Genomic DNA, 5,190 nt, shown 5'->3' with positions numbered 1-5,190 from the left:
GTATAAGCATATTGGTTGCTGTACCAACGGAAGGGATTTAGTTTACGGTAAGCAGGTCGGTTGATCCGACGGCCATAATTAAGCGCAAAAGTACTTTTATCATTTGCACGATAAGCGATGTAAAATGTAGGGAAAAGACGGAAATACTCATTTCGATTTTGTTCATTAACGGATATGCCATCAATCTGCGTATATTCTCCACGCAGCCCAGCTTGAAAATCCCAACTCCTTATGGTTTTATTATAATTGACATAGAGGGCCTGTGTATTTTCCTGATAGTTGAAAAGGTTGGTTTGGCCCAGATCTAATTCGTAAATTGCATTACGGGCTTTGTAAAATGCAAGATCACTCTGGTTATTGATAAAGCTCAGTTTTGTACCGAAGGATAACTTAAAGGTTTTATAGGGCAAGTCTACATCGACTTTTAAGGTATATAAATCTATATTTTGTTTGCTGGTTGATAGGTATTCGACAAAAGAATTCGGAATAATCGCTCCATTTTGGGAATAACTTGTATTGTTAAAAAGCCTGTTTTTATCATCATTGTATTTAAACCAATCGCCGTTAATGGTCAATTCTTTCCCTGCTGAATCCAAGGCCTGTTTTAAATAAATATTGGCCGAATGATAATGAGACCTGATTTTGGCATTGGCATCAGAATTCAACACCGAATCTAAATTACCTGTTTTGCTATAAACAGTGGTTTTAACATTTTCTTCGGAATGGAAGTTGGTTAAACCACCGTTATATGATAAACCCAATACTGTTTTTGGGGAGACCTGATAATCAATTCCGATCTGTCCGCTGGGTACCGTTCTAAAATTCCGGTCTTTATTTACAATATTCCAGCTCTGTGTAGGATAAAAAACGTCACTTTGTTCAAACGGCACAAGAGATCCTTTTCTGATATTGAAATTTGAGGAGAGCGTAATTTTATTTTTCCGAAAACTCAAATTCCCACCTCCTGATGCCGTTGGATGAGTAGCTTGTGAAAAAACAGTATTAACCGACCCTCTAAAGCCTTCGGCAGTAACTTTCTTCAATACAATATTAATCAAGCCATTATTTCCCTGGGCATCATATTTTGCCGGCGGATTGGTAATCACTTCAATCTTGGCAATGACGCCTGATGGAATTGATTTTAAATAATTCGCCAGTTCATCATCCGATAAGGGCACCAGTTTATCGTTAATCATAATGTTAATACTACCCCTGCCCACCAATGAAACCCTATCATTCAAAACCCGCACGCCAGGCACTTTCGAAAGTAATTCCAATGCATCGGTTCCGACAGCAGAAATGCTATTCTCTACATTAAAAATGGTCCTGTCGATCTGTTTTTCTATTAAAGCTTTTCTAGCATTGATCTGGACATCAGTAAGCCTGTTTGGGTTTTCCTGAAGTTGAATATTAATTACAGTATCTTCTGTTAAGGCAAATGACTGGTTTACAGCTTTAAAATTGATTGCAGAAAAAACAACCGAATATTTCCCCGATGGTAATTTGAATTGGTAAGTGCCTAAACTATCGGTTTGGGTATAAAATACTTTATTTTGAGGTGCTGAAATCTTAACCGTAACAAAGGGTAAAGTTTTAAACTCCTTATCCGTTACCTTGCCCGAAAGGTTAAACTGTGCCCGGGAAGAGAAGCCACAAAAAACAGCAATAAAAAAGAAAATAGACCGGAACATCTAACGGTTTAAATCAGTACCGTATAATTTGGCTTTTTTTGTTTTTATATCAAAAAATAAGCTATCAGCCCTCACTTTAGTATCGCCCGAGGTCATGGTGGCGTCGTTAACAAGCACTGTATTATCTTTTTTATTGTAAACAATTTTAGAACCTGACAACTTTATCTTGTTATAGAACAACCTTGCATTTCCAAATAGAGATACGATAGATCTATCCTTACTCATTTTAACAGAATCCTTGGCAACATATTCTACTTTGTCATTCAACTTTGTTAAAAAATCCTTCTCATGCGCAGCATCATGTATATTCAATCCAACCTTACCCTCTCCATTTTCAGCCCTATAGCTTCCGTCTTTCAAATTAAATACAATTATTTTAGCAGTTGCAGATCCACCTTCTTTGGCTTTTAATACTGCATTTTTGGCGATCATTTTACCATTAAGTTGATCCAATTCTACGTATTCGGCTTCTAATCTACAGTTCACAATATCGATAACCGCATTTTCCATGTAAGAAACTTTATGCTTCACATCACCGATTATTTTTTTGAATGAAATGATTTTAGGCTCAACTGGTCCGCCAACTTTTGTTGTATCATTTTTCATCGCAGCAACCTTCTGTTTGCCATCGCTAAGATAAAACCGGTTATAAAGCGCTTCATTTTTGATCGTATATTTTTTAGGTTCAGAATACAGCACAATCATTTTATCTGTATTATAAGTATTTTTTGAAATCAACTTTTCTCCAATAAATTTAACCAGTACCTTATCGCCAGCTTTAAAATTGTCATCCTTTATGTTCTGTGTTTTAAGGTTTAGGTTGATGGTAAAAAACCCATCATTCAAAACAATCTTTTCAATCTTACCATTGGCACCTTTTTGAATTGATTTAATTTTAGAGGAAGCAAAACGTGCTTTATTGGCTTCATATAAAAAAGCATGCTTGTCTATTTTTGGTTCGTAAATTAATTTTCCCGTTAAGGTTGTTACTTTTGTCGGATTATAGATTGGTCCATCTGTTTCTGCGATAACTTTACCACTTTTATTCATTCTCTTCATATTCGCAATCCTACCCGATATGTAGGCTATAAGTCCATCGCCAATCTTAATTTTTTCTTTAAAGCCAGTGGCTTCTACCGCATAGACTTTCCCTTCTGATAATAAATCGAATGTATAGCCACCCACTGAAGTTTTTCCAATTTTCAGCACTTTTCCCTTCAAAGTTCCCTTATAAAAATCTTTTGAAGGTTTACTCTCCTCCTTTTTATTTTGCGCGTATACCACCTGAACAGCAAATAACCAGATCAGTCCCATGACAACAGGTATTGCTAATAAATACATTAATTTCTTCATGTTTTTAGATTTAGCGTGGAACAACATTTTAATCCGGTCTTTAATCGGGCTCTTCACAAAATTGTGGATCAGCGGTACATCACTTTTGCTGATCGTCAATTTTAACAGGAGGTTGGCGTATTCCTGATTGCCAAAATCTGTAGAAGTGATTTCATCTGCCTCATATTCATGTATCTGCTCTAAAGCTTTATCATATAAGTAAACAACAGGATTAAACCACAAAACGGCTTTAAAAACCATTAAAACAATTTTATCTATCGAATGGTATTGCCTGGCATGAACCTGTTCGTGTTTGAGCAAAATCGATAAATCGGCTGTACTTAAATCTTCATCATTTATAAAAACATAGTTAAAAAAAGAGCAATTGGTAAAACCTTCTGTTTTGGTAATCAGCTTTAGGCCATCGCCATTTTTAGTGTACCTATTGGTATGCTTAAGCAAGCTGAACAAACGCCACAGGCAAACCAACAGTAAAAGTGAAGTTGTAATACCATAAACGTAATACATCACCGCCATCCAGTCGATTTTATGCACTACCCCTGGCTGGTACTTCACCACAATGGGCTGAATGAGCTGAACAGGTGCTTGAGTTAGGGGTTTTATTTCAGGTATATTAACCGGAACCTCAGTTTCCACTATTGTTATTTCTCGCTTAACTTCGAACTGCAAAGCCGGAATAATAAAACTAAGCAATAGTGTAGCCAGCAAATAAAAGCGGTTGATTTTAAAGAAAGTCAGTTTTCTTAAAACCAGCAGGTAGAAGCCAAAGAATAACACCGTACAGGCGGTAACTTTGAGTAGGTAGGTTAACCATTCCATAGCTATAATTTACTAACAACCACGTTTCGAAAAAGCTACAAATCCATCTAAAATCAGGTTGCTGATTCTTCGGATATTTTTTTCCTGATTGATATATTCCAGCGTTTTACTATCCGAAATATTTCCAAGTTCAATTAAAACTGCAGGTATTTTAGATTCGCGGAGCAACAAAAGGTTTGCGTTTTTTAATGAATCTCTTACTTCCATCCCTTTAAGCTGTTTCAGATTGCTTAAAATACCAGCCCCCAGATCTTCCGCAGTTTTAATATTGCTGTTCTGTTTCGAAACATAAACCTCAATTCCACCGAAAGGTACAGCGGCATTTGCAAGTGTTGCATTATGATGGATGGAAATAAAAGCCGTAGCCTCTTGTTTCGGTAAACGATCGCGAAGTGAAATAAACTGGTCAGAATTTCTTGTTAATATTACTTTAATCCCTCTTTTTGCTGCTTCTTCCTTTAGGATTTTTACCGCCCTTAGGTTTAAGTCTTTTTCCTTTTGTCCATCCAGGGCACTTACAGCTCCATCTTTTCCGCCATGGCCGGCATCAATAACCAATGTAGGTTCTACTTCATTAAAAGCAGTATTCGGATTAACCTTAATATTGCTGTTTAAATACCTCATGGCATAAACATTTGGCTTTATGGGCGCATCTGCCGAAGCCTGGTTCCCTGCTAATGTTTTCTCAACAATAATTTCTTTGCGGTTTATAAATGCCATACAGCAGATCATTAAAACCGGAACAATGGCTAAATAGGCAAGCTTTTGCAACTTGGCATTTGGTTCTTTATACAACATCATGATTCTATTTTTTAGTGGAAGTTTACTAAAACTATTAATGGCTAAATTTTTAGCTGGCATAGCCAGGTTTAAGAGCAGGGAAGCATAAACTTTCTTATCTGCAACTTTAGAAGTTTCACGGTCGGCCAGAAATTCGTGATTGTGATCGATGGCATTCCGCCAGAAATAAATAATGGGGTTAAACCAAAGGAGAGCAGTAACGAAATTGACTAAAAGTTTGTCGACAGCATGCAACTGCTTCACATGAACGTATYCGTGTTTAATTACCAGATTCTTTTCTTCGTGCTGCAAAGAGGAGTCGACAATAATCTGGTTAAAAAAAGAACAGTTTTTTATGGTTGATTTCGCATCGACCAAGATAACAGCTCCGTTTCTGTCTATGGCATGTTTACGTAATTGAATCTGAATACGTACCATCATAAAAAACATTCTAAAAACAAGGGCGGCTAAAACCAAGCAGTAACCATACATGAGCACTTGATCCCAGTTTATGGTAGTGTTGGCAGTATTACCTTCATCTATAAAA

At 36.7% G+C, this 5,190-nt stretch carries 3 protein-coding genes; all 3 read right to left on the bottom strand.

The window, feature by feature from the left end:
• The coding region (locus tag AC1DPQ_RS16875) for an outer membrane beta-barrel protein (protein ID WP_477610316.1) at positions 1-1,691 on the bottom strand (1,691 nt) is incomplete at its 3' end.
• The gene (locus AC1DPQ_RS16870) at positions 1,692-3,863 is read right to left on the bottom strand and encodes a M56 family metallopeptidase (RefSeq protein ID WP_477610315.1); all 2,172 of its coding nucleotides are present in this window, start codon (positions 3,861-3,863) and stop codon (positions 1,692-1,694) included.
• Between the two features lie 12 nt (positions 3,864-3,875).
• On the bottom strand, positions 3,876-5,190 hold a 1,315-nt coding region (locus AC1DPQ_RS16865), incomplete at its 5' end, for an N-acetylmuramoyl-L-alanine amidase (protein ID WP_477610314.1).

It is taken from the genome of Pedobacter sp. 01T416_2, assembly GCF_056398925.1.
Note: the sequence above shows the minus strand (reverse complement) of the source record. Positions and strands in the feature narration are given on the sequence as shown.

What these genes read in the sequence shown, in the direction of transcription:
- AC1DPQ_RS16870 (WP_477610315.1), bottom strand. Translation starts at nt 3,863, where the DNA reads ATGGAATGGTTAACCTACCTACTCAAAGTTACCGCCTGTACGGTGTTA.